Below are 22,922 nucleotides of genomic sequence, written 5' to 3' on the forward strand. Positions count from 1 at the left end.
ACGGCTGATAAAGCAAGAAAACAAGGTACATGCCGCCTCTGCCTTATACAGTGTTATAATGACGCGTTTTCAATTTCAAATAGCGGTATTTTTATGGGGTTTTCAACCTTAGGTTTGCAGGCAAATCTACTATCTACTCTTGATGCATTAGGTTATGAAGACCCAACGCCTATCCAGCAAGCAGCAATTCCACAGGTTCTTGCAGGTCATGACGTGATGGCTGGTGCGCAAACGGGAACTGGGAAAACTGCCGCCTTTGCGCTGCCGCTAATTCAACGTATTACTGCCCAAAAGGAAGCAAATAGTGACATTCGCGTGTTGGTGTTAACGCCTACGAGAGAGCTTGCTCAGCAAGTGCACCAAAGCTTCGTGCGCTATAGCGAAGGCCTAAATTTGAATACCGTTGCAGCCTATGGCGGTGCCAGTATAAATCCACAACTTGCCGCATTGAGTGAAGGCTGTGATGTGCTTGTCGCAACGCCAGGACGTTTACTCGAACTTGTTATAAAAGAGCTCATTGACCTTAATAACCTAACAACACTGGTGCTAGATGAGGCCGACCGTATGCTAGATATGGGCTTTATCACTGATATTACGCGTATTCTTAAGCGCTTGCCTGAGGGCATTCAGACACTATTTTTCTCGGCAACGTTTAATGATGATGTGTTCGCTTTAAGCAAAACAATGCTAAACCAGCCAAAGCTTATTGAAGTAGCACAGCGAAACGCGACGGCTACACAAATTGAACAGCGCTTTTACGAAGTGGACAGTCAACGTAAAGCTGCGCTAACGGCCTTTTTAATTGGCGCGAATAATTGGCATCAGGTACTTATATTTACGCGCACCAAACAAGCTGTAGATGACCTTGCCAAAGAGCTAAAAAAAGATGGGATCAGCACGGCACCCATTCATGGTGACAAGTCTCAAGGGGCCCGTGACCGCGGTTTGGAAGACTTCAAAACAGGTAAAGTGAGAGTGCTTGTCGCAACCGACGTTGCGGCTAGAGGTCTAGACATTGACCAGTTGCAGTATGTAATCAACTTTGAACTTCCTTACAATGCTGAAGACTATATTCATCGAATTGGGCGAACCGGCCGCGCCGGTAATGCAGGGTTGGCAGTGTCGCTCGTATCGCATAAAGAGAAATACCTCTTGGCTGACATTGAAAAGCTTACTTCAGCGCATTTTTTATTACAGTGGCAAGAAGGGTTTGAACCTAATCCCGATGCACAAGAGACATCGAATAACGCTAAACGCAAGTCTTCAAAGAAAAACCTGCGCGCCCAAGCACTTGGCCTAAAGACAAACAACAAGGCTAAAAAGGGGCGCCCTCGCCGTCGCTAGCATAAGAAAAATCACCGTTTTTGGTGCTTGGTAATTTGCTTCAGATACGCTATTTTTGAAACGTGGATTGAATCAATCAAAGGATGTGTCATGGAAGAAAACGTAAAGCTTAACTACGTCGAATTTGCATCGCTAAACTTATCCGCGTCAAAACAGTTTTTTAGTGATGTTTTTAACTGGGAGTTTATAGATTACGGCAGTGAATACAGTGCGTTTTCAAATGCGGGCCTCGACGGCGGGATATTTTCAAGTGACAGGGTTACACAAGCGCAAAACGGTGCACCGCTTTTGGTATTTTACTCTGCAAATATCAGCAACACTCAAGCTATCGTGGAGCAGGCTGGTGGCATTATCTGTAAGCCGATTTTCTCATTTCCAGGCGGTTGTCGTTTTCATTTTATCGAGCCAGGCGGTAATGAACTTGCGGTGTGGTCAGAGTCTGATAACTAGCATAAAAACGCCCCATGTCTGGGGCGTTTTGCTGTGTATTAAGCTTGTTCTAGAACAATTCTGAGCATTCTGCGAAGCGGTTCAGCGGCACCCCAAAGTAGTTGGTCGCCCACTGTAAACGCCGAAATATATTCAGGCCCCATGGTCAGTTTGCGAATTCTACCTACAGGAATAGACAAGGTCCCAGTTACTTTCGCTGGAGTAAGCTCTTGCATAGTGGCGTCGCGGTCATTGGGCACGACTTTCACCCAATCATTATGCTGGGCTAGGATTTGCTCTATTTCCGTTACACTTAAGTCTTTTTTCAGCTTTAAGGTAATGGCTTGGCTGTGACAACGCATAGCACCTACACGTACACAAATACCATCAATAGGTACTTCACCGCCTGAGGTGCCTAAAATCTTGTTAGCTTCTGCCTGTGCTTTCCACTCTTCGCGGCTTTGACCAGAAGGAAGCTGCGAATCGATGTAAGGAATAAGACTACCTGCTAGAGGCACGCCAAACTGGTCACTTGGATATTCGTTACTGCGAATAAATTCGGCAACTTGTTGGTCAATGTCTAAAATGGCAGTAGCCGGATCATCAATTTTATCTTTCACGTTGCTGTGGATAGCACCCATTTGGCTGATCAGCTCGCGCATGTGTTTTGCACCAGAGCCCGACGCTGCTTGATAGGTCATAGGTGATGCCCACTCGACAAGATCTTTCTCAAACAAGCCGCCAAGCGCCAGTAGCATAAGTGAAACAGTGCAGTTACCGCCGACATACGTGCGTATGCCGTTTGCCATGCCGTTATCAATTTCTTTTCGATTTACTGGGTCGAGTATAATAACGGCGTCGTCTTTCATACGCAGGGCTGATGCTGCATCTATCCAGTAGCCTTTCCAGCCCGTCGCGCGCAAATCGGCGTAAACCGCTTTGGTGTAGTCTCCACCTTGGCAGGTAATAATAATATCTTGTTTTGATAGTGCGTCGATATCGAACGCATCTTCAAGTACACCAGCATCTTTGCCTGCAAAATCTGGTGCTGCACTACCTTTTTGAGAGGTAGTGAAAAAGGTGGGCTCAATGTGCGCAAAATCCTGCTCTTCTTGCATGCGCTGCATTAATACTGAGCCAACCATACCGCGCCAGCCCACTAGACCTACTTTTTGTTGTGACATTAAACTGAGAACCCTTGTTTCTAAAATGATAAGCAAGCAAGTAATTTAGCTAATTACCTGCACAATACCTGTCGTTTTTATATTTATCTTCGCAGTCTAAGCCTAATTCTGTGCAGTGGCTAGGTGGTTTTTATAAATATTCCTTTCTCGATATAAGTAAATTTTTGAATCGGTTTCAGTTTATAGATTCCGTTGATACTGATTCAAAAATTATGAACATTATCTGTTTGGCAACACCTTGTTACCATGCTCTATATTCACTTGGTTCTATGCGGCTCATTAAAAGCAGCAAAACACAGCTTAGGTATTGTTATGAAAACCGTTTTAATTACTGGCGCAACAGATGGAATTGGCTTTGAAACCGCGAAAATGTTCTTACAGCGGGGCCTTGAGGTTATTATACATGGGCGCAGCAAAGTAAAGTTAGCAAGTGTAAAAAAGTCACTATTAAGTACTTATCCAAAAGCAAACGTCGATACGCTTTGTGCAGACTTGTCGAGTTTCGACGAGGTAAGGGCACTTGTTGATACAGTGAATAACCGTTACGAGCGTATCGATGTAGTAATAAATAACGCGGGTGTATTTAATATTACAAACTCGCTAACGCAATCAGGGTTAGACGCGCGGTTCATGGTAAATACCATCGCCCCTTATATGCTCACTCTAGGTGTATTGAAGCGCATTCCCCCGTCTGGCCGTGTGGTAAATGTATCTTCTGCTGCTCAAGCGGCCGTGAATTTTGACGCGCTACGAGGAGAGGTACTTTTATCCGATGCGCAGGCTTATGCACAAAGTAAATTGGCTATTACCATGTGGACAATGTCTCTTGGTGAACGCCACGCACAAAGTGGGCCGCGTTTTGTCTCGGTTAACCCCAAGTCGCTTCTTGGCAGTAAAATGGTGAAAGAAGCATACGGAATAGCCGGCGGCGATTTAAAACTGGGGGCAAGCATATTTGTTGATGCAGCTCTCTCTTCACAATTTGAGAATGTCTGTGGAGAGTACTTCGACAACGATCATGGCGTTTTTGCAACACCACATCAATTTGCGATGAGCGCAGATAACCGCCAGCAGCTTATTAATACCATTGAAGCGATAATCGCGAAAAACTAGCGCGTGATTATTGAATCATACCGATAAGCTTTTTATCCCAATAAGGTGTGCCGCTAAAACGCTCTGCAAGAAAATCAATGAATGCGCGCACCTTTGGAGCGAGCAGCCTATTACTGGGATATACGGCCCAAAGGGCACAGTCTGTTGCGACGGGATAGTCTTTTAATACCTGCACCAGTTCACCACGAGCTATATTTTCATAGCTACACCATGTCGCAGTAAGTGTAAGACCGCAGCCTGCCACGCAGGCATCTCGCACGGCTTCACCGTTGTCCATGCGCACCCGGCTTTTAGTCTTTATAGAGGTAACGCTGTTGCCTGTTTTGAATTCCCAAACGTCAAGCGCTGGCAAGTTGACCGCCATATGCTCTTTCAGGTCATTTGGCGTTTTAGGTTCTCCGTGTTTCTTTAGGTACTCTGGCGAGGCAACAATAATGCGCTTATCGTCAGTCAGTTTTTTCGCATGCAGGTTGGAGTCTTTAAGTTCTGCATCTCGAATGGCCACGTCAAAACCACCATCTACGACGTCTAAAATGCTGTCACTAAAACGAAAATCGATATTCAGTTTTGGGTACTTAGCCAAAAACTCATGTATAGCTGGTACAAGGTGCATGCGCCCAAACGACGCTGGAGCGGTGACTCTTAGTGTACCCTGAGGCGTTCGCGCGCCAGTACCAACGGCTGCTTGGGCCGTTTCTATACTGTCTAGCACTTCTTGAGCATGGGGTAAAAATAACTGCCCTTCATCGGTTAACGACACTTTGCGTGTTGTACGATGCACAAGCCTTACACCCAATGTATCTTCAAGCTTACCAATATGTGCGCTAGCCACCGCAGGAGATATGTTAAGCTCTCGCCCTGCAAGACTAATATTTGAAGTGCTCGCAATGCGCACAAAGAGCTTTAGGTGCTCAATATTCATAAATCTTTTCAACATGCTCTACATAATTCCTTACGTTATAACCCAATTTTCATTGATAAAACACCTAATATTCTGGCTGTGATGCAAACGACTCACTTTCATGAAGCCTCCATTAAAGTGCTTATAAAAGCGATGTACTTGCGTTTTGAGTTTCACATTTCTATGCTCATCAAAAAGGCTTTTTCTCGTAAGCAATGACCAAATAATGGCAAACTATAAGAGTGGGGTAGGTGATGGGTGTTGCTAACATCATGTCTAAACGCGTAGTCAGTGTGCATATGGATGACAGCTTGCAGTCGCTCAGAGAACTATTTGCCGCGACTGGGTTTCATCATCTCGTCGTAGTGCATGATAACGAGCTCAAAGGTATTATTTCAGATCGTGATTTGATGAAAGCAGTCAGTCCTTTTGTAGATACCATTAGTGAGCGAATGTTGGACCGGGCGACCTTGGACAAGAAAGCGCATCAAATAATGACACGAGAGGTCATTACACTTGAGCCTCACGATACTATTGTGACTGCAATCGAGCTGTTTAACAGTAACAAAATTTCATGTATTCCAATTGTAGACGATAAAAATCGACCTGTAGGCATGGTGTCTTGGCGTGATGTAATGCAGTTTATGCAGCAGCGAGTGCAATCGAAACGTTAGAGAATGACTGATAACAAATAGAAAGCGTGACCTTTACAGAAACAGCTTCAGTAAAGGTCACTCTCTTTTAGCTTGCCAAAAGCGTGGTTAATTGTTGCGAAAACTGGCTTTAAACATCAAGCTATAGAGGATCGGTACTGCAATTAGGGTTAGCACTGTCGCAAAGGCAAGTCCGCCCATAATGGTCACCGCCATGTCGGCAAAGAACGCATCAAACAGCAGCGGCGCCATGCCAAGTATGGTAGTAACAGCCGCTAACGCCACAGGACGAACACGACTTAACGTAGCTTCTACAATGGCCTTATGAATAACCAGCCCTTCTTCAATTTGCAGGTCGATTTCTTCAATAAGTACGATGGCATTTTTAATGAGCATGCCAAACAGGCTCAAGAAACCTAGTAAAGACATAAAACCAAACGGCATGTCGGTTGACAATAATCCGGTCACCACACCCACAATTGCCATGGGTACCACAAGCCAGATGATAAGGGGTTGACGTGCATGACCAAAAAGCAAAACAGAGATAATGAACATTACTAGGAAGCCTGCTGGCAGGCCTGCTCCTAGCGCCTGTTGCGCTTCACTAGAGCTCTCAAATTCACCACCCCATTCAAGTGAATAGCCCGGCGGTAAAGTAATACCTTCGATAACAGGTCGAATACGCGCAAGGGCTTTTGCCGCCGTTTCATTTTCGCCCGGTTCAGCTTCAACGGTTATGGTGCGCACGCGATCTTTTCTGTGAATGCGCATTTCTTCAGTCATGAGCTCCAGGCCTTGTGATACCTGCGTAAATGGGATGTATTGTCGCTGTTGTGTAGACCAGACCTGCGATTCGCGAATAGACTGAAGCTCGCTATCATCGCTATTACCCATTTTTGCAATAATGCTATACGCATAATCGCCGTCCTGAACCGTGCCTAAACGTACGCCACTACTTGCGTATTGTACGGTTTGGCTAAAGTCAGAATGCGAAACCCCTGCGATACCTGCATTGTAGTTATCGTACTGCGTATTAATAGCAAAGCCTTTTTCACGCCAGTTGTGACGTATATCAATGACTTGTCCGTCCTCAAACAGTAGCGTTTTTGCTTGTTCGGCGAGGGTGCGCAGTACCTCGGTATCTGGGCCAGAAAAACGCGCTTCTAACTTAGCGCCTGCACCTGGACCAAACTGCATACGCTCCATGTAAAAATTAGCGTCTAGATCTAGACTATTGAGTCTGCCAGACAACGCTTGTTGTATTGCTGGAATGTTCTCAAGCGCGTTAGCTCGTACCATAAAAAACGCATAGTTTTCATTCGCACTTTTCGGCGCGTAGGTAAGGGTAAAACGGTCTGCTCCCTGACCGATAAATGTTGTCACAGCCGTTACATTGTCTAACTCGAGAATACGTTGTTCCGCTTCTTTGGCGATAGCTTCCGTTGCGCGAATATCCCGGTCTTGCGGCCCCCAATAATGCACAAAAAACAACGGCGCGTTTGAAGGAGGGAAGAACCCTTGCTTCACCATGCCAAAGCTGCCATAAGCCACTACAGTAATAAGCATCAACACACCAATAGTAACCCAGCGAAGCTTCAATGCTCCAACGAGCGCATTTTTGAACCAGCGTTGCATCAATGAAGGTAAAGCGTCAGAGGCTTGGCTCATGCCTTTTTTATAGAATTGCGCACCTAACACGGGGACTAGTGTCACGGCCAATACCCAGCTAATCATGAGTGACACCAACACCACGGCGAATAATGAGTAGAGAAATTCGCCAGTTGCATCGTTAGACAAACCAATGCCTGAGAAGGCAGCAATACCGATTACCGTGGCGCCAAGTAGCGGCCACTGCGTGCGCTTTACAATAAAGCTGGCTGCTTCTTTGGCCGTAGCACCTGTAGCCATTCTTAGCATCATACCTTCGGCAACAACAATAGCGTTGTCAACCAACATACCCATGGCAATGACCATGGCACCTAATGAAATGCGCTGTAGTTGAATATCCATTAGCCACATTATTAAAATGGTGCCTAATACCGTCACAAGCAATACACTGCCAACGACAATACCTGAGCGCCACCCCATGAATAAACACAGAGTGAGAGTTACGACTGCTACCGACATTACGAGGTTATTGATAAAGCCATCAACCGACTCATCAACCACTGCGGCTTGATCGTAAATAGGTGTCAGAGTTATCCCAATAGGGAGCTGTTTTAATAGCGCATCGACTTTGGCATTAACACGGTTACCAACATCTACAATGTTCACATCGGTTAGGGCAGAAACACTTAGCGTTAATGCTTCCTCACCATTGTAGCGGACTAAAATAGGTTGAATATCCGCGGGTTCAAGTTTTAATGTCGCAACATCCGCAACGCGAATGGAACGGTTGGTACCTGGAACCACCAATGACAGATTTGATATTTCTTCTAGTCTGTCAGGCGCGCGTTCAACGACAATACGCACATTTTTTTCATCAACTTTTACCCGACCACCATTAAACGGACGAAGATTGTCTTGAAACAATGAGGCGAGGTCGGGAAATGAAATTCCCAAGCCAGCAAGTTGATAGGGGTTAATGTAGGCAACAATTTGTTCTTTTTGAACACCGGTAACATTGACTTTAGCGACACCTTCCGTAGTCAGTAGATCACGGCGAATAATGCGGGCAAATTCGCGAAGTTCTCTCGTGTCGAAATCAGGAGCGCTCAGCGCATAATACAAACCATAAACATCGCCAAAATCGTCAAATACCACAGGCTCTTGTGCTCCTGCTGGTAACGACGGTGTAGTATCGCGAAGGCGTTTTCTTAACTCGTCCCAAATTTGAGGCAGTAAATGGCTATCGTAGGTACTTTTTACCTCGACAGTAATTTCAGAACGACCCGGCGAAGAAATAGACGTGACTTCTTTTAATTGTGGCATTTGTTGAATAGCAATTTCCAATCGCTCAGTGACTTCCCGCTCAACTTTTTCAGCACTTGCACCAGGGTAGGATGTGTACACTTTTACCTGCTTAATAGTAAAGGCTGGGTCTTCAAGTCGGCCAATTTTAGTCATTGCCAGCATGCCACCAAGTAGCAGTATAACGACCATTAGCCATACGTTGACGGGTTTATCTATGGAATAACGTGCAATATCCATAAACTACTTCTCTCCCTTGTAAGGAAGCACTTTCATACCGTTTCGCATTTGCGCAGCGCCTGCAGCCACTACTTGCTGACCCAACTGCACATTACCTTCAATAATGGCAAGATTGTTTTCGATATGTTTCACACTAATTGATTGCTTAGAAACCTGTTGGGTTTTGTCGTTGTAAAGCCAAACCGCGAAACCGTTGTTCTCATCGCCAACTAGCGCTTTTACAGGTACAACCACGCCATCTGGATATAGCGTCCCTTGCAAGCTCACTTTAACCACGGCGCGCGCACCTGGGGTTAGCGGTAATTCATCTCTTGGTGCCATCGCAAACACGACTTCATAAGTTTGCGATACAGGGTCAGGTTGCGTTGAGTGCTCAACGTATTGAACGGGGTACCACTGACGTCTATTAGTGGCGAGTGTGGCACTGGCTTCTTTTATACCTCTGCCAATATTGGCAGTAAGCAAACGCTCGGGCACATTAATATTGAAATAAATTTTTGATACATCTTGCAAGCGCGCAATTGCAGTACCTGATTTTACAAAACTGTTATTTTCTACCAGTCGCTGAGATACCTTGGCGTCAAAGGGAGCGTATAACTCTGTGTAGCTAAGATCTTGTTCAGCGTTTTTTAAATCGATTACCGCTAACTCGTATGATGTCATGGCTGAATCAAGCGCACTTTGTGCCACCAGCTTTTGGGCAAACATTTTTTCAATGCGATCAAGTTCTCTTTTGGCTTGCTCTAAGCGCGTTTTTGACTGTTCCACTCGTCTCTCAAAAGGTTTTCTATCAATTGAGGCTAGTAGCGTGCCTTTGGTGATATCACTGCCTGTCACCAAGTCAGTTTGTGTTAAGCGGCCCGACACTTCAAAACTAAGGTCAACAGTTTTTACCGCAGATACCACAGCGGGAAAGGTAAACTCATCAAAGTTAGGGATGGTTTCAATCGCGGCTAACTTGACGTATCGAGGTGTATTTTCCGTCTGTTCAACGGTTTTTTCAGACGTACAAGCAGTAAGTGTAATTGCACTGAAGACGCTCAACATGAGCACAAGAGGAAATCGTTTCATGGACATGGGCGTATGTAATCCATTAGTAAAGTGAAAATAGTATTGATAGTAAACGCATTAGGCATTTGATAACGGCGACGTCATAAATGTCTAAAGTAAACTGGTGAGTGCATTTTAATGTGCGCGCTTTGAAAAGTAAACTGTTCGGTGTAAAATGGCGGACAAGATAAATACGAGTACCTTTTATGACGAGCAATACGCGAACGCGCAGTGACTTGAAACGAGAAGCTATTATTCAGGCTGCTACGCAGGCTTTTCAGGAATATGGCGTGAATGGCACGAGTATGGATAAACTGGCAGAACTGGCCAATGTATCAAAGCGTACTGTGTATAATCACTTTTCGACAAAAGATGAGTTGGTCATGTACTTGGTCACACAGCAGTGGCAAAGTGCTATTTTAAACGTCACCACGCGTTATGACAGTGCGATAGCACTAGATGAACAATTACGTGATCTTATCTTGCAAGACATAGAGTTTATGGCCAGCGAAACCCATCTTGAACTCGCGCGCGTAGCTATAGGCCACTTCTTTTACGAGCCAGAAAAGCTTAAAGATGAAGTTGCTCAACTCAAGGCACAAGAAACCGCAATGCATCGTTGGTTAAAAGATGCCAAAGCAGATGGCAAAATGCGCTTCGACGAATTAGACAGAGTAGTTGAAGAAATTGACAGCTTAGTAAAGGGCCAGTGTTTTTGGCCGCAGTTGTTCAAAATTGAAGATGCCCTAAGCGACAAGGACAAACAGCGTGTCGCAGACAATACCGCAGCACTCATCCTGTGCCGCTATGCAATTACCTAATGTGTTTGACCTTCGCTATTAAAACGTAAAGCAAAGGTCGACACGCTCAACTCACATCTCTATATCTAAACTCACTCATAGCGCTTAAGAGCGCAATATAAAGGCTTTTTACACGCTTATTTATTGCGCAATAAAGTAAAAATAAAAACAACATTCAAAAAAACTTACTTTGCCTCTCGTCAACAGCGTCATTTTTCTATATCATCTCAACCGAAAATGACAACGATTCTTATTAGCACTTAACTTGTTGGGTAAAACGCCAGCTTTTCAGAGCACTAGTTCTCTATGCTATTTGCCACTTTGCCGTTTACCCAAAATATAAGACCTGTTTGAACACACGGAGATAGACATTGAAATTTAAACTTACGAGTATCGCTACGGCAGTATTGTTAAGCCCAGTTGCGCTGGCAGTTGATGTAGAAGATATCGAAAGAGTAACGATTAATGGTCAGTACCTTTCTGTAAACCAATCAAACTCAATCAAGAGCCCCACGCCAATTATTGATGTACCACAAAGTTTATCAATTATGACGTCTGAAGAGATTACAGCTCGCGGTATTACCAGCATTGGTCAGATCATTGATTACACACCAGGTGTAAACACGTCACAGGGTGAAGGTCACCGTGACTCTGTTGTGTTTCGTGGTGTGCGTTCAACAGCAGATTTCTATCTAGATGGTAACCGAGACGACGTTCAATACTACCGTGCACTCTACAATGTAGAGCAGGTGGAAATTTTGCGTGGTCCAAACGCGTTGCTTTTCGGCCGTGGTGGTACAGGAGGTATTTTAAATCGCGTATCTAAGAAAGCGAAAACCGGCGAGCAGTTTGTAAATTACAATGTATCTGCCAATACCTTTGGCGCTTACAACCTGCAATTAGACACCAATATCGATACGGGTGATGAATCAGCAGTTCGTATCAACGCTATGTACGAAAGCTTAGATAACCACCGTGATTTTTACGATGGCGACCGTTATGGCTTCAACCCTACAGCACGCTTAGAACTTAGCGATAATACTATTGTTGATTTGTCTTACGAGTATATTGATCACGAGCGTTTTATTGACCGTGGTATTCCAACAGGTGCCAATGGCGAGCCAGTTGAAGCGTTTGAAGATATTGTGTTTGGCGATCCGGAAAATAACTATCAAACACTTGATGCTGACGTATTTCGCGCAAACCTTCAGCACAGATTTTCAGACAACCTGAAAGGTAACTTCAACGCATTTTACGGCGATTACGACAAAGTTTACGCAAACTTTTACGCTGCCGATTTCGATGCACAAACCAATGTTGCTACGCTAGATGGTTACATTGATACTACACAGCGTGAAAACCTGATTTTATCGGCTAATTTGGTAGGTGAGTTTGAAACGGGTAGTTTTGAGCATACCGTTATCTTTGGTGGTGAAGTTATCAACACTAAGTCTAACCAAGATCGTTTCAATCCAGTATTTGATTCGACTGGCAACGATAAAGAGCGTTTTGCGGTAGAGCGCCCATTAAGCTTTAGAGGCCTTACAGGTATTAATGCGGACGGTGAGACAGTAACAACCTCATTCTCAGCGCTTAACGATGACACCCATGTAGACTTGGACGTTTACTCTTTCTACGTGCAAGACGAAATTGCTCTATCAGATAACTTTGATGTTGTTATCGGCGCGCGTTTCGATAGCTTCGATATTGAAGTGTTCGATGCACGTCCGGCGGTGTTAGAAACACGTAATCGCAAAGATGAAGAAGTATCACCACGTGCTGGTCTTGTATACAAACCACAAGAAAATATCTCAATTTATGCAAGCTACAGCGAGTCGTTCTTACCGCGAAGTGGTGAGCAATACGCAAATATCAATGGCGATGCTAACCAACTAGACCCAGATACGTTCACTAACCAAGAAATTGGTGTGAAATGGGATTTTGCGCAAGGCTTAAGCTTCACTGCAGCAATTTTTGAAAATGAGCAAAAATCACTAGATAACGATCCAAACGATCCAGAAGGTTTTGTGGAAGTAGACTCTGACGTATCGGGTTTTGAACTTCAATTCCAAGGCAACCTGACTGACAAATGGTACATTACTGCTAACTACAGCAACCTAGACGGCGAAAATGCTGATGGTGTTGAACTGCGTGAACTACCAGAAAATACATTGTCGGTATGGACAACGTATCAGGTTAATGATCTATTCGGTTTCGGTTTAGGTGCAACGTATCAAGACGAAAGCTATATTCTAACGGCAGAAAACTCGCCAGTATTGCCTAGCTACACTCGTGTAGACGCATCGGCATACTATGACTTAAGCGACAAAATGCGTTTGCAGCTTAACATTGAAAACCTAACTGATACGCTGTACTTCCCGAACGCACACTCTCGACATCAAGCTACAGTAGGTGCGCCTATTAATGCACGACTGTCGCTGGTAGGTTCGTTCTAATATCTGCAATGTAGATAGTTTATAGACGTAAAAAAGCCATTCGCTTGCGAATGGCTTTTTTGTTGGTCATGGCTATGAGCCTTTGCTGAAATTACCCGTTGTTGGCAAAATCAATCAAGGTCTGTCCATCCATTCTATAACCCAGCCATTCACTTTTGGGTTTAGCGCCAAGCGAATCGTAAAAATCTATTGCTGGCTTGTTCCAATCTAATACGCTCCATTCAAAGCGTCCGCAGTTGTTATCTACTGCAATTTTAGCAAGGTGTTGTAGCAGTGCCTTACCAGCACCTCGACCTCGTGACGAGGGGGATACATACAAGTCTTCTAAGTAAAGGCCATTTCTACCTTGCCACGTAGAATAATTGAAAAAGTAAACCGCAAATCCAATTGCCTGGCCGCTATTTTCGCAAATAACACAATGCGCTGTTGCGCTTTCGCCAAATAGCGTGTTGTGCAAATCAGCTTCTGTCGCTTCAACCTCATGCTCTGCTTTTTCATAAATAGCTAACTCTAAAATGAACTGGCGAATTTGGGCTACATCGTCGCTGGTGGCTTTTCTAATCGTTAACGTGTCAGTCATAAAAGGTCCAATAGTTGTTTTTCGAAAGGGTAGGGGTTTTAACTTTAGAAGTCTAATGAAAGAAGGTTCAAACCATTTTCGTTCTTGCAAAAAAAATCGGCCGTGTAATAAGGCCGATTTTCAAAAGGTAATACGAACAGGTTTTGTTAATCTATGCCTGACTGGGTTTGTGGCTCACCCAATGGATCGCTTGCACTACCGCTGTAAGGCGCTTTTTTACGTGACGTTAGCTTGCTTTTGACAAACGAAAACGGTCCCGTTAAATCAAGCAAAATAACGTACAAGCACGGTACTAGTAGCAAGGTTACCAAGGTAGCATAAAGTACTGCAAAACCAAGTGCAGCCGCCATTGGTATAACAAACGCGGCTTGTAGACTTGTCTCAAACAAGATGGGTAATACACCCGCAAACGTTGTAATAGACGTTAGGGTAATGGCCCTAAAGCGTGCTGTGCCTGCTTCAACCACTGCCTCTCTAACGCTATAGCCTTGTGCACGGCGCTGGTTCACAAAGTCCGTCATTACCAGTGAGTCGTTAATCACAACACCAGCCGCGGCTATAAGCCCGAATGTCGACATCATTGACAAGTCTAATCCTAGGAAGTAGTGCCCCCAGATAGCTCCCGTTAGGCTAAATGGAATAACCGACATGATAATCAACGGCTGTCCATAGCTTTTTAGTGGCACAGCTAGAAGGATGTATACCATTATCATTGCAGCAACGAAAAACAGTAATTGCTCGTTTTGTTGCGCTTGCTGCTCTTCAATATCGCCACCGAGTTCTGTCATGACAGAAGGGAACGACTCCTTAAGCTGAGGTAATAGCTTTTCTCTAATTTCAGTTACGACTTCGTTTGGCTCAACCTTTTCTTCGTCAATGTTGCCCCAAATGTAAACGCTGCGATAACCACCTTCTCGGCGGATATAGCTTATACCTGGCTTTTCTTCAAGCGCCACGACATCACCCAGCATGACTTCTTCGCCTTGCGGCGTTTTAATCAGTGTGTATTTAAGGTCTGCAAAACGTTCACGGGTAAGTTCAGGGTAGCGTACCATTACGCGCACTTCTTCACCGTTTCGGATGACGCGCTGCGCTTCACCACCATAGAAACCCGCACCCACTTGTGACGCAATATTTGAAAGCGTAAGGCCCAAGTCATACGCCACTGGAAGCAAAGTCATTTGCACTTCTTTGCTTGGTGGGTCAATGGTTGAACTTACGTCAAATAATCCGTCTTGCTGCTGCAGCATTTCAATAAATTTAAGGCCTGCTGCGTTAAGCGTATCAATATCTGGACCAAACAACAGGTAACCAAATTCACCGTCATCGCCATTGCCGTTTACATCATCAATAACCGTAAACGATTTCATCCCTGAAATTTCAGGAATAGCTTCACGCCAACGACGAGCGAGTTCGAAGGTGTCGATAGGACGGTCTTCTTCATTCACTAGCGGCGCTAAAATACGGCCTTCAGTGCGCTCATCGTTAAATGCAAGTCGATCGCGGATCATGCCTGTACCAAATTCGTCGACAATATCTTGCTCTACTTTCAAGATAGTCTGCTCAACAATTTTAAGCGCAGTAATGGTTGCTTCATCTGACACGTTTTCGTTCATTTCAATACGAACACTTGGGAAATCGTGTGGCACTTTAGGGTTGGGCACCATACGCACATAGTTAGCACTGATAAGACCATAACTTAGCATAAGCAGTGCAATAAACATCATTAGTACTGCCCAACGCCATTCAATTGCGCGCTCAACGGTACGCTTGTACGGGCCGTTTACAAACTTAAAAAAGTTCTTGTTAAAACGCGAACGCCAACTGGTCGGTTTAACTGGTGAAAAGCGCGTGTGCGCCAAATGCGCAGGCAAAATGAGCTTCGACTCAATCAAACTGAACGCCAAGCACAAAATAACAACCACAGAAATGTTGTAGAAGAAGGCACCTTCAGGGCCGCTGCTCAAAGTAAATGGCGCAAATACTGCGATAGTGGTCAATACGCCAAACGTTGCAGGTGTAGCAACCCGTTTCGCTCCGCGAATAACATTATCAATACCGCCGCCCTTACTCTCAATTTCAGTGTAGGCGCTTTCCCCTATAACAATGGCATCATCTACCACAATACCTAATACCATGATAAAGGCGAACAGCGACAGAATGTTAATACTCACACCAAATAACGGCATCATCATCATTGCGCCTAAAAAGCACACGGGTAAGCCTATCATTACCCACAACGCGAGCCTAAAGCGTAAGAAAAGCGTTAGCATGAAGGCAACGAGCACAGAACCCTGCATAAGGTTAGACAGCATCATGTCTAAACGCGCATTGAGGTAATAGGTCATATCAACCAATACTTCTAAGCTAATACCTTGTGGTAGCTTTTCATTTTTCTGCTCGATGTAGGCTTTTACTGTTTCCGCTACCGGAATGGTGTCTTGCGATTTTGTCGCTTTTACCGCGATGTAAATCGCGTTCATGCCGTTGTATTTGAAATACCGCTCGCCTTCTACAAAACCATCATTAATGTACGCAACATCACCAAGGGTAACTTTAGCGCCAGCATTGCCTATTTTGATAGGGATTTGCCTGAACTCGTCACCGTTGTAATATTGGTTTTCAACTCGAACAGAAACAATACCTGAATTAGTGCGTAGCTGGCCGGCAGAGATATTCGCAGAATAGCTGTTAATCGCTTGGGTAATATCAGAAATATTGATGCCGTATTTACGCAACGTATCGGGTTTAATTTCTATCGCTATTTCATCGCTTGGTGCCGACACTTGTACCAGTGAGATAGAGCCAAGTTGTAGCAGTTCATCCTCAACTTCTTTTGCCAATAATTTGAGTTCAGAAAGGGGAAGGTCGCCCACCAATGGCATTTCAATCACTTGTTGCTGAAACTCAACTTGGGAAACGTTAACTGGCTCCATACCCGCTGGGAAGGTTGCGATACTGTCAACGCGAAGTTTTACCTTATCCAACACGTCAGTAAGTTCAGCTTTGGTGTCAATTTCAAGTGTAACCGCACCGCCGCCACGCCTAGCGCGCGATACTGTACGTTTTATCTCAGTAACGTCTTTCAGTGCTTCTTCTACCTTAATGAAGATACTTTCTTCAATTTCTTGAGGCGAAGCGCCTGGGTAAGTCGCTTCAACGTTAATATAGTTGATTTCGATGTTGGGAAACATCTGACGTTGAATGGTGAGGTAGCTTACAATGCCCATAATGATGATAAAAATCATCATTAAGTTTGCGGCAACCGAGTTGCGCGCAAACCAAGAGATAATGCCGTGTTGAGTGTCGTTGTGGTTTTCCATGACAGCGCCCTTAGTTTGTTTGTGCTGTCACAAGGTCAGACGAATTCTCAATAACTTTTACCGCCATACCGTTTTGTGGGTATTCAGGCAGCGTCATCACCACCTTACTAGCGTTAAACTCACCTTGAATTAAAAAATCACCGTTTTCTTCACGAATTACTTTAACCTTGTGGGAGGTCAATTTGTTGTCCTCATCGAGGGTCCATAGTTTGCGATTGGTCACAAGCTCTTGAGGCACGCGATAAACGTCACTTAGCGTTTTACCTTCAAATGAAATCGTGCTGTATGAACCAAACTTAACGATTGGTTTGGTTGTGTTGATAGCGTAAGGGTCTTCAATACGCGCTACAAAATAGCTCATGCGAGTATTGTTATCGATAACACCCGTATCACGATGAATAGTACCTTTAACCGTTGCGCCTTGTACGTCATCGACTTCAATAGCGATATCGCTACCTATTGTATTGTCGGCAAGAAACAGTCTGTCAAATCCGGCAACAGGGAAGGTAATTTCGGCGTACTCAATGTTGTTGATCACTGCAACAGGGCTGCCTTGGGTTACATAGTCACCCGTACTGATATTACGCGACACTATCAGTGCGTCGTAAGGCGCTTTAACTTTACAGTTATCAAGATCTCGCTTGGCAATTTTTAGTTGCGCTTCAGCCGATTTAACACCCGCTTGCGCACTCATTACTTGCGGTTTACGTAAGTACAGGTCGGTTACACGAGCATCAGGCATGGTTTTCGCCTCTCTCGCTGCCACATCAGCCTGCGCTTCTTCTTGAATGAGTTGTGCTTTGGCACTAGCCAAATTAGCTTCTGCTAATAGCAAAGCCGCCTCGTAGGCATCTTGCTCGATTGAGAAAAGAGTTTCACCGCGGCGCACCAAGCCGCCTGATACAAATTTAGGGTTCCAGCTTTCAACTTCGCCCGATACTTGGGCAGCCAAATTAGTGGTTTCTAGGGGCGTAATTTCACCATATGACGTTAACCTTACGCGCACATCCTCAGGAGAAAGCGATTCAATGGTAACGGTTGGGCGAGTGTCTACTTCCTCTTTAATTGCAGAGTCTGACGCAGAGGCCTCTATACCTTTCATCCCCAGGTAACCAGCAATAAAGACACCGACTGGCAGTGCAATTCTCATCCATTTCATAACCAATTCTACTTTAGTATCAAAATCAGGCTACAGTGTAGCGCTAAACTGTTTCAAAGATATAGTGCAAATGTAACGAAACATGAGTCAATTTTGTGTAAAGAGTGATAAAGGAAAAGGTAAAACTAAGACTGATTTTCCAGTGAAGAGAAAGCGCTTACTTTGTTTCTGCCCGTTTCCTTAGCGTGATAAAGGGCTTTATCCGCTTGTTTGATGGCGAAGGCGACGGTATTTGTAAGATTAACCTCACACACACCAAAGCTACTACTTACGTGCATTTCAACGTCATTGATTCGCAGTGGTGTAGTGTTTAATTTCTTTCTAATAAGCTCAAGCGCCTTGAGTGCCTCAGCTTCATTGGTCTCGGGAAAAATAAACATAAATTCTTCACCGCCCCAGCGTGCCAGTATGTCTTGCCCGCGAATGCGAGAAGTAAATAAGTTTGAAATTTGTTTCAATACTTCGTCGCCCTGTTCATGACCTAACGTATCATTAATGCTTTTAAAACGGTCAATATCAGCGATAGCAATAGAGAAAGACGTTTTATTGCGCTGCAGCCGGGCGTACTCCCTTTCAAGACACTGCTGGGCGCCGCGTCTATTGAGTAGCTTTGTGAGATGATCGTGATTCGCCTGGCGCTCGAATTGTTCTTTCAAATGAAGCGCCGTGTCGTAGCTTTTTTGTCGACTGTATTCATAAAAGGCAGAAAGAAACGAAACCGTTAAAAATGAATAGAGCAGTCGTGACTTAAATGCATAGGTATAACTGGTTAGTAGTAAAACATCGCCCAAAGCGAAAAGTATTATGGCGCTTATTACCGTATAGGCCAGTAGCGCTAACAACCCTCTTTTGAAACCTGCAAAAAACATCGTAACAGGTGGCACCAGGTATATCCACAACGGCCCTGTATTGTCTTTTCCGCCTGTAATAAGGAGCAAAAGAGTTAGTACCATCAAGCACGAAATTAACAGTGTGATAGAAGCTGTTCGTGCTTTGGCCGACTCAAAACGAACTTGTAATTGTTGCGAAACGGCAAAAATCGTACTGGCGATAAGTAACGTAATTGCCAATGACAGTTCTTGAGCAAACAGGGCACGCACACCTAATAAAAAGGTAATAGACATGCCAACTGCAGCGAATAAGTTTACAACGACTATTCGCCGGTTAGTTTCATCTCTATAACGGTGACTTACACCACTGTAAACGTATTGCTTGATGCGACTTAGCATAACCTAGTCAATTTTACCCACTTCGATTGCGATTGTTTCAGCCAACTTATCAATGGCATGTCTCATGGCATCAATACTTGCTGAAAAGCCATCATTTTCTAAATCAGTGCGTAGATCAAACGTGAAATGCGTTAATTCATCCAGTGACGACGTAATAACATAGTCGCCAGTGAAAATGACTTCACCCTTATGAGTGCTAACAAAATCGGTTACATGCAGCGAAACGTGTATGGCAGCCTTACCGTCGTAGTGGTCGGCGCGTAGAAGTTTAACATTGCGGGTTGCTAGGGCTTGTTTTAGCGACTTAGTCAAACCTTCTTCAACGGGCTCTGCCCATAAATGTTTGGTTGAGATATGTAAATTGGTGTCACTGGTTTGATAAACCAAACCACGGTGCTTCAAATATTCAGGCAATGTGATTCTGTCAATGATCACTAATTTGGCAGTCGTTGGGTACGTTTCACTCATTGCGCCTGAAGACGGTGAGTGTAATAGATAGTAGGTTAATGAACTGGGCGTGCCGCTACACGCCATCAAACTGAAAATAGTGATGCACAACAGGCCCCATTTATTAAATTTAGCGCCCTTAAAGCGGGGTACTGTAATTCGCTTGAGTATCATGTTCGTTATTCCTTTTCTCAAATCATGTGCAATACAGCTCAAATTAGCCTGCATGTTATTCTTCTCGCTTGGCTTTTGGCTGAATATCAGCGCCATCATCTTGAGAGAAAATCAAACTATTCGGAGATTCATTCAACTTCAGCAACAAGGGTTGAATGTTGCGCATGGTTTCTTGCAAAGCGTCGACGGTTTCTTTAATTTCAGACTGGTTAAAGCCGCCTTCGCTGTAATTCTTCAGTAAACCGTCCAAACTAACTAGCACTTGGTTTAGGTTGGCATTTAGTGCTTTCGCATCAATATCTGCAATAAGTAGATCAAAGTCGTTACTTGCAGTCTCGACAGATTCTGCTGCCAATTTCATGTCTTCTACTGCCAACTGCACATTTTCAACCATTTCTTTTAGAGGAAGTTGATTGATTTTGTCTAAAATCGCATCCGCTTTTTGGGTTAACTGTGTGAATTCGTTACTCACAGTAGGGATCACTTCATAACCATTTATAACGTCAATTTTTGTGTTCCCGGTATGTTCAGGAAAGTGCTGTAAGTCCACATAAAGGCCCCCAGTAAGTATATTGCCCATACGCAAAGAGGCCCGCAAATCGCGTTCTAGCCAGTTGCGTATTGTTTGTTTGATTGCCTTTAAGCCTTCTTCAGTGTCAGGTTGTCGCGCTTTACCCGGGTAAATGTTAATCAGCACAGGAATAGGGTAGTCCTGTTGAAGTATGTTCCCTTCAACAGCGGGAAATGAGTTAATCGCGGTTACATAACCAATTTCGATGCCGCGATATTCGACTGGTGCGCCAACCGTAAGACCTCGTACACTTTCATCGATAAGCAATAAATACTCTGCAGCTACTTTAAAACGCGCATCTGAAGCGGCGCTCTGATCTTCATAAATAGTAAAAAATGCATTTTCTAGTACTTGCTGGCCTTTACTGACGCCTTCTGGAATGCCAAAAGTAATACCATTTGCCAGCAAGGTTTCCAAACTTCCTGTTTGCACACTTACACCACTAGACTCTAAAAGGAGCTTAACGCCACTTACATCCCAAAAGCGTGTGTTTTCGGTAATGAGCTTGTGATAGGGCGCTTCAATAAAGGCATCGTAATAAACAACGCGTTCTTCAATATTAAAGGTAGCATCTTCAAATTCGCCCACTTTAAACCCTTTGTAAATGATAGGGTCGCCGGGTTTGTATGCGAACTCATCGTCACTTTTGAGCATGACATGTAGCCCCGGCGTGCCTGGAGGGGTAACGGGAGGGCGCTCAAGCGCTACAAAATGTAACTTTTCGCTCCCTTTATCGTTTGCTGACATCGCGATGTAGCTACCTGATAGTAGCGTGTTAAGACCTGATACCTCAGAGAAGCTAATGCGCGGAGCCACTACCCAGAAATTGGCGTTTTCGTTAAGAAGATGAGCTGCACTTGCATCAATTCTCGCAGTGACCAACACGCCATTTAAATCTGGTTTTAACGTAATTTTTTTGACCTGACCAATATCCAGATCGCGCACCTTTATAGGGGTTTTATTGACTTCTATACCCGTTGCAGACTTTAACTCGATGGTGATGAGGGGGCCTTGGTTTTTCCATTGGTAATACACCATCCAACCGCCGATAATGATCACCAAAAGCGGGATGATCCAAATGCGAGATACGGAGCTGGTCGGTTTCACGGTTGCGTCGCTAACCTGTGCGTTATCGGTCATGGTAATTGCTTCCACTGCTGCCAAATTAGCCGCGAATCAAATGTCATTGCAGCTATCATTGTTACAAATACTACAGCACAAAAGGCTAATGCCGCTTGGCCTGGATAAATTGACAATGTGTTACCCATTTGAATGAGTGCTACTAACACTGCCACCACAAATACATCAATCATTGACCAACGACCAATAGCTTCCGTTATACGGTAGTAGCGAATGCGCAGTTGCTTTGAACTGGTTTTTTGTCGTTGGACTGAAAAATTAAGCCACGCCAATATGACTATCTTGGCTACGGGTACCACAACACTGGCAATTAAAATCACAATGGCGACGGGATAAGATCCTGACTCCCAGAGTGAAATTACGCCGCCTATAATGGTATTTGGCGTTTCTTGCCCGAAAAGTTCAGTATACATAATTGGCAATACATTGGCAGGTATATACAAAATACATGCCGTTATAAGTAAAGCCCATGTACGTTGAATACTTTCGCTCGCTTGTGTTTCGCTGAGTGGTTTCGGCGAGGGTGGCACACCTTGACTAAGCCACATTTGGTATCGCGTTACGTCAAATTGACTTATGCACAATGCCGTCAATGCAGAAAAACCAATAAAAGCATAAAAAGACATGCCGATGGCAACATCGGCGAGTTCGGTTATTTTGATTAGGCTCACCAAGGTTCCAACCAAAAATATCTCTGCCATGCTCCAAGGTAACAGTGCTTTTACTAACCGAAATAACCGGTTTAAGTAAAAAGGGCGTTGTTGTTTGATTTGCGCTAATGACAACAAAAATATACCCACAATCACAATGCCTGGAAGCAACACCGTTGCAAGACTTGTAATGATAGCCAGCGACAAATAATCTTGTTCTATCAGTACGGTGATTCCAGTAGGTAGATCGATACTGTGTTTTTGCCCGCTTGCTTTGAAGGTTAAAAAGTTAAATGGCAACGACAGCAGTAGAAATATAAACGCGCTAAATGAATACGCGAGCATTTTTTCACTGGCTTGATTTCTAAATGACACCAGTGTGTGATTGCACACGGGGCAAACCGCCCGCTGACGATGAGAAAGCGATGGAATTTTCACAGAAGTATGGCATTGCTCGCAAACCAGCGTTAGGTTATCTGTGTGTTCCATAAAAATTAGTATGCCGCGGCGCCAATGTGTATTATCAAAATTAGGGATAACTTATTGATTTACAGATTTCACAGCATAGC

Annotated in this window: 17 protein-coding genes; 6 read left to right on the forward strand and 11 right to left on the reverse strand. The window is 44.3% G+C overall.

Features of this window, described 5'->3' with window-relative positions; all coding sequences use genetic code 11:
• Positions 1–93 precede the first annotated feature (93 nt).
• Both OZ660_RS06630 and OZ660_RS06635 read left to right on the forward strand, forming a co-directional pair.
• Positions 94–1,344, forward strand: a complete 1,251-nt coding sequence (locus OZ660_RS06630; RefSeq protein ID WP_274742950.1) for a DEAD/DEAH box helicase — start codon at positions 94–96, stop codon at positions 1,342–1,344.
• A gap of 90 nt (positions 1,345–1,434) precedes the next feature.
• Positions 1,435–1,794, forward strand: coding sequence for a VOC family protein (locus OZ660_RS06635; RefSeq protein WP_274742951.1), 360 nt, complete (start codon positions 1,435–1,437; stop codon positions 1,792–1,794).
• A gap of 38 nt (positions 1,795–1,832) precedes the next feature.
• Here the strand turns inward: OZ660_RS06635 and asd are convergent, their stop codons facing one another.
• Positions 1,833–2,957, reverse strand: coding sequence for an aspartate-semialdehyde dehydrogenase (gene asd, locus OZ660_RS06640; protein ID WP_274742952.1), 1,125 nt, complete (start codon positions 2,955–2,957; stop codon positions 1,833–1,835).
• Positions 2,958–3,269: 312 nt separating this feature from the next.
• Here asd and OZ660_RS06645 point away from each other — a divergent pair, with 312 nt between their 5' ends.
• Positions 3,270–4,070 carry an SDR family NAD(P)-dependent oxidoreductase gene (locus OZ660_RS06645; protein ID WP_274742953.1) on the forward strand — a complete coding sequence of 267 codons (801 nt, stop codon included), beginning with the start codon at positions 3,270–3,272 and terminating at the stop codon, positions 4,068–4,070.
• A 7-nt stretch (positions 4,071–4,077) separates the two neighbouring features.
• On the opposite strand, the gene OZ660_RS06650 is transcribed toward OZ660_RS06645, so the two are convergent.
• Positions 4,078–4,992 (reverse strand): LysR family transcriptional regulator, encoded by a 915-nt coding sequence (locus OZ660_RS06650; RefSeq protein WP_202265944.1) that lies wholly within the window; start codon positions 4,990–4,992, stop codon positions 4,078–4,080.
• A 233-nt stretch (positions 4,993–5,225) separates the two neighbouring features.
• Between OZ660_RS06650 and OZ660_RS06655 the strand changes: the two genes are divergently transcribed.
• The gene (locus OZ660_RS06655) at positions 5,226–5,645 is read left to right on the forward strand and encodes a CBS domain-containing protein (protein WP_159623057.1); all 420 of its coding nucleotides are present in this window, start codon (positions 5,226–5,228) and stop codon (positions 5,643–5,645) included.
• Positions 5,646–5,732: 87 nt separating this feature from the next.
• Here the strand turns inward: OZ660_RS06655 and OZ660_RS06660 are convergent, their stop codons facing one another.
• Both OZ660_RS06660 and OZ660_RS06665 read right to left on the reverse strand, forming a co-directional pair.
• Positions 5,733–8,774: an efflux RND transporter permease subunit gene (locus OZ660_RS06660; protein ID WP_274742954.1), complete on the reverse strand. Its 3,042-nt coding sequence runs from the start codon at positions 8,772–8,774 to the stop codon at positions 5,733–5,735.
• A 3-nt stretch (positions 8,775–8,777) separates the two neighbouring features.
• Entirely contained in the window at positions 8,778–9,845 is a 1,068-nt protein-coding gene (locus tag OZ660_RS06665) for an efflux RND transporter periplasmic adaptor subunit (RefSeq protein WP_274743436.1), read from the reverse strand.
• A 185-nt stretch (positions 9,846–10,030) separates the two neighbouring features.
• Between OZ660_RS06665 and OZ660_RS06670 the strand changes: the two genes are divergently transcribed.
• Both OZ660_RS06670 and OZ660_RS06675 read left to right on the forward strand, forming a co-directional pair.
• A complete protein-coding gene (locus OZ660_RS06670; protein WP_159623017.1) occupies positions 10,031–10,645 on the forward strand; it encodes a TetR/AcrR family transcriptional regulator in 615 nt (204 codons plus the stop codon).
• A gap of 350 nt (positions 10,646–10,995) precedes the next feature.
• The gene (locus tag OZ660_RS06675; protein ID WP_274742955.1) at positions 10,996–13,080 is read left to right on the forward strand and encodes a TonB-dependent receptor; all 2,085 of its coding nucleotides are present in this window, start codon (positions 10,996–10,998) and stop codon (positions 13,078–13,080) included.
• Between the two features lie 91 nt (positions 13,081–13,171).
• Here the strand turns inward: OZ660_RS06675 and OZ660_RS06680 are convergent, their stop codons facing one another.
• From OZ660_RS06680 to OZ660_RS06710, 7 genes are all read right to left on the reverse strand, one after another.
• Entirely contained in the window at positions 13,172–13,660 is a 489-nt protein-coding gene (locus OZ660_RS06680) for a GNAT family N-acetyltransferase (RefSeq protein ID WP_274742956.1), read from the reverse strand.
• A 146-nt stretch (positions 13,661–13,806) separates the two neighbouring features.
• Positions 13,807–16,983, reverse strand: a complete 3,177-nt coding sequence (locus OZ660_RS06685; protein ID WP_274742957.1) for an efflux RND transporter permease subunit — start codon at positions 16,981–16,983, stop codon at positions 13,807–13,809.
• 10 nt (positions 16,984–16,993) lie between these two features.
• Positions 16,994–18,142 carry an efflux RND transporter periplasmic adaptor subunit gene (locus OZ660_RS06690; RefSeq protein WP_159623009.1) on the reverse strand — a complete coding sequence of 383 codons (1,149 nt, stop codon included), beginning with the start codon at positions 18,140–18,142 and terminating at the stop codon, positions 16,994–16,996.
• 125 nt (positions 18,143–18,267) lie between these two features.
• Entirely contained in the window at positions 18,268–19,371 is a 1,104-nt protein-coding gene (locus OZ660_RS06695; RefSeq protein ID WP_274742958.1) for a GGDEF domain-containing protein, read from the reverse strand.
• A 3-nt stretch (positions 19,372–19,374) separates the two neighbouring features.
• Positions 19,375–19,992: a PqiC family protein gene (locus OZ660_RS06700; protein ID WP_274742959.1), complete on the reverse strand. Its 618-nt coding sequence runs from the start codon at positions 19,990–19,992 to the stop codon at positions 19,375–19,377.
• 55 nt (positions 19,993–20,047) lie between these two features.
• Entirely contained in the window at positions 20,048–21,703 is a 1,656-nt protein-coding gene (pqiB, locus tag OZ660_RS06705; RefSeq protein WP_274742960.1) for an intermembrane transport protein PqiB, read from the reverse strand.
• Positions 21,700–22,842 (reverse strand): paraquat-inducible protein A, encoded by a 1,143-nt coding sequence (locus tag OZ660_RS06710; RefSeq protein WP_274742961.1) that lies wholly within the window; start codon positions 22,840–22,842, stop codon positions 21,700–21,702. The genes pqiB and OZ660_RS06710 overlap by 4 nt, the downstream gene beginning before the upstream one ends.
• Positions 22,843–22,922: the final 80 nt, after the last annotated feature.

This window comes from Alteromonas sp. 009811495, assembly GCF_028865455.1.
Classification (GTDB): Bacteria; Pseudomonadota; Gammaproteobacteria; order Enterobacterales; family Alteromonadaceae; genus Alteromonas.

What these genes read in the sequence shown, in the direction of transcription:
- OZ660_RS06650 (WP_202265944.1), bottom strand. Translation starts at nt 4,992, where the DNA reads ATGAATATTGAGCACCTAAAGCTCTTTGTGCGCATTGCGAGCACTTCA.
- OZ660_RS06665 (WP_274743436.1), bottom strand. Translation starts at nt 9,845, where the DNA reads ATGAAACGATTTCCTCTTGTGCTCATGTTGAGCGTCTTCAGTGCAATT.
- OZ660_RS06630 (WP_274742950.1), top strand. Translation starts at nt 94, where the DNA reads ATGGGGTTTTCAACCTTAGGTTTGCAGGCAAATCTACTATCTACTCTT.
- OZ660_RS06710 (WP_274742961.1), bottom strand. Translation starts at nt 22,842, where the DNA reads ATGGAACACACAGATAACCTAACGCTGGTTTGCGAGCAATGCCATACT.
- OZ660_RS06660 (WP_274742954.1), bottom strand. Translation starts at nt 8,774, where the DNA reads ATGGATATTGCACGTTATTCCATAGATAAACCCGTCAACGTATGGCTA.
- pqiB (WP_274742960.1), bottom strand. Translation starts at nt 21,703, where the DNA reads ATGACCGATAACGCACAGGTTAGCGACGCAACCGTGAAACCGACCAGC.
- OZ660_RS06655 (WP_159623057.1), top strand. Translation starts at nt 5,226, where the DNA reads ATGGGTGTTGCTAACATCATGTCTAAACGCGTAGTCAGTGTGCATATG.
- OZ660_RS06700 (WP_274742959.1), bottom strand. Translation starts at nt 19,992, where the DNA reads ATGATACTCAAGCGAATTACAGTACCCCGCTTTAAGGGCGCTAAATTT.
- OZ660_RS06670 (WP_159623017.1), top strand. Translation starts at nt 10,031, where the DNA reads ATGACGAGCAATACGCGAACGCGCAGTGACTTGAAACGAGAAGCTATT.
- OZ660_RS06690 (WP_159623009.1), bottom strand. Translation starts at nt 18,142, where the DNA reads ATGAAATGGATGAGAATTGCACTGCCAGTCGGTGTCTTTATTGCTGGT.
- OZ660_RS06635 (WP_274742951.1), top strand. Translation starts at nt 1,435, where the DNA reads ATGGAAGAAAACGTAAAGCTTAACTACGTCGAATTTGCATCGCTAAAC.
- OZ660_RS06695 (WP_274742958.1), bottom strand. Translation starts at nt 19,371, where the DNA reads ATGCTAAGTCGCATCAAGCAATACGTTTACAGTGGTGTAAGTCACCGT.
- asd (WP_274742952.1), bottom strand. Translation starts at nt 2,957, where the DNA reads ATGTCACAACAAAAAGTAGGTCTAGTGGGCTGGCGCGGTATGGTTGGC.
- OZ660_RS06645 (WP_274742953.1), top strand. Translation starts at nt 3,270, where the DNA reads ATGAAAACCGTTTTAATTACTGGCGCAACAGATGGAATTGGCTTTGAA.
- OZ660_RS06680 (WP_274742956.1), bottom strand. Translation starts at nt 13,660, where the DNA reads ATGACTGACACGTTAACGATTAGAAAAGCCACCAGCGACGATGTAGCC.
- OZ660_RS06685 (WP_274742957.1), bottom strand. Translation starts at nt 16,983, where the DNA reads ATGGAAAACCACAACGACACTCAACACGGCATTATCTCTTGGTTTGCG.